At 74.4% G+C, this 2,374-nt stretch carries 2 protein-coding genes; both read right to left on the reverse strand.

Annotation, left to right across the window (positions count from 1 at the left end):
* Positions 1–361 precede the first annotated feature (361 nt).
* Positions 362–607 carry a hypothetical protein gene (locus ACFVIM_RS34630; protein ID WP_384310220.1) on the reverse strand — a complete coding sequence of 82 codons (246 nt, stop codon included), beginning with the start codon at positions 605–607 and terminating at the stop codon, positions 362–364.
* Positions 600–1,928 (reverse strand): cytochrome P450, encoded by a 1,329-nt coding sequence (locus tag ACFVIM_RS34635; protein WP_384310223.1) that lies wholly within the window; start codon positions 1,926–1,928, stop codon positions 600–602. The genes ACFVIM_RS34630 and ACFVIM_RS34635 overlap by 8 nt, the downstream gene beginning before the upstream one ends.
* Positions 1,929–2,374: the final 446 nt, after the last annotated feature.

The raw sequence follows: 2,374 nt of genomic DNA on the forward strand, positions 1-2,374 counted from the left end.
GGCGGCGGCCGACCAGTCGAGGAGGGCCCAGGCGAGAACGGCGGTCGCGGCGACGGTCAGCGGCATAGTGACGCCGATCAGCCGCCAGGGCCACGCCCAGGAGCGCCATCCGAAGGGACGGTTGAGGGTGAGCCCGCGCGCCCATCAGCGAGACGATCACACAACCGGTCATGCCCGCCCGCCTTCGGGCGCGGGTGGCCGCTGACGGCCACGGTGGCGGCGATGTCGCCCACGATCAGAGCCACGTCAGAGCGGACGAGGGGTTCACTCCGCTCTCCGTCCCTGCCTCTCCGGGCCGGCGGGACAGGCGCGCCGGGGGCCTCGGAAGTGGTGATACTGCGGCGTCCTGCGGGGCCGGGGTTCAGCCGGTGGGTTCGTCGGGTTCGGGGTGTTCGGGGTGGATGGTAGCGGTGCGGCGCCGTCCCTTCGGCCCGGTACCGGCCTCGTCGGTGTCGGGCAGGTCCTCGTCCTGCCGGTCCTCCGGGGGGACGGTGATCTCCAGGGGGTCGTCGTCGTGGTCGTCGGTGGCCTGCTGGTCCTGGGGGTCGCGGGGCAGAGGCTCCTCCGAGGGTTCCTCTCGCCGCCGCGTGTCGTCCCGCTCACTCATGCTCGTGTCCTTTCCGCGCGGGCCCTGTGTCCGTTCGTGTGGAGGCCGGGTGTCCGGGTTCCATGACATAGCCGTCGTGCGGCCGGGTGGGGACGCGGTGCAGGGGGATCGACAGGTCCTGGTCCGGGACGCTGTGGGGCAGTGCGGCGAGCCGTGGTGCGAGGGCGGCCAGCAGGGCGACGGTGATGTCCTCGCCGGGGCAGCGGTGGCCGGTGGCCGGATCCCCGCCGCCCTGCGGGACCAGATCGTCCAGGACGGTGGCCGTGCCCCGCCCGGCGAACCGGCTCGGGTCGAAGGAGTACGGGCGGGGCCAGAGCGCGGGATCGTGATGGTGCCCGTACAGGTCGAGCAGCACCAGCCCGCCCTTCGGGATCGGGACCTCCCCCCAGTGGGTGTCCCGGGCGGCCAGCCCACCGGTGAACGGAGCGAAGGGATAGAAACGGCGCACCTCCTGGGCGAAGGCGCGGGCCGCGCCCTCGCCGCCCGCCGTCAGTGCGGCGCGGTGCTGTGGCCAGCGGTGCAGGGCGTGCGCGGCGAAGGTGAGGAACCAGGCCACCGCCACGGTGGGACGGATGACGTTGAGCAGTTCGACCGCGCCGGTGCGCGGGTCGAGCTGGTCACCGTCCACGTCACGGTGTGCCGCCACCGCCTGCACCACCGTGGCCTGCCCGGAGAGAGCGCCCGCGTACCGGATCTCCTCGATCAGCGGCGCGAGCCGCTCCTCCTGCCGCTTCCTCGCCCAGCGGGCCCGCAGGTGGCGCGGCCCCACGGCGGCGAAGCCGTCCACCATGGCCACCAGGTCCCGGGCCGTCTCCTCCTGCGCCTCCTCGGGCAGCGGGATGCCGGCCCAGTCGTGGACCGCGCGGGTCAGGATCCGGGCAGCCTCGTCGAAGAGCACCACCCGCCCCTGCCCGGGCCAGCGGTCCCCGGCGGCCTCGTCCCAGACCGCCCCGGCCCGGTCCACCAGGTCGTCGATCCGTTCCCGGTCCTTGAGCACGGCGAGGAAGAGCGCCTTGCGGTCCCGGTGCGCGGCGCCGTCCAGGGTGTGCACGGCGCCCCGGCCGAAGAGGGTGTCCAGCACCGGTCCCGGCACCGCGTCGGCGCGGTGGACGTTGCGCTCGTCGTAGAAGAACTCCACCGCTGCCGGGCCGTGCAGGGCGACGCCCCGGTGGCCGAAGAGCCGTACGGGGACGGCTTCGGCGCCACCAGCTCTCCGCCGCAGGTCGGGCAGCCATCCGTACCCCTTGACCAGGAGAGAGGCGGTGCTGTCGAACACGTGCTCGCGGGTTCGGCTGGGCAGAGGGTGCGCTGTCGTCGCCATGGGGGTCGGGTTCCACGAACCGGCGCCCTCACACCTCCGGGCCGCCGTGTGTCACTCCACCGGCGGGTACCCGGTGGAGATCATCCGCCGCCTGTGGTCCGGCGGCCACCACTCCTGCGAGGGGGCGCCGTCCGCCGGTGCGGGACGCCCGGATCTTCGAAAGGTCCTCACCGAACTGCCGGGCCCCGCCCGCTTCGACGCCGCCAGTGCCACCGTCCGCGAGGCCGGCCTACGGGAGGCGTTCGCCTGCGGCCCCGACCCTGCTCCGCGCCTGGAGCGCGCTATCTGGACGCGGGCTTCGGCACGCCGGCCCTCCTCGACGCCGGGCCCGACCCGGACGGCTGCCTCGGCTTCTGCCGGCGGCAACGCGCCGGGCCGCTCCGCGACCTCACACCGCGACCGGGCTCTGAGTGAACGGACATGCCTGTGGGGGGGCGGCCGATAGG

The sequence above is a fragment of the Streptomyces sp. NPDC057638 genome (genome assembly GCF_042800315.1).
Taxonomy (GTDB): domain Bacteria; phylum Actinomycetota; class Actinomycetes; order Streptomycetales; family Streptomycetaceae; genus Streptomyces.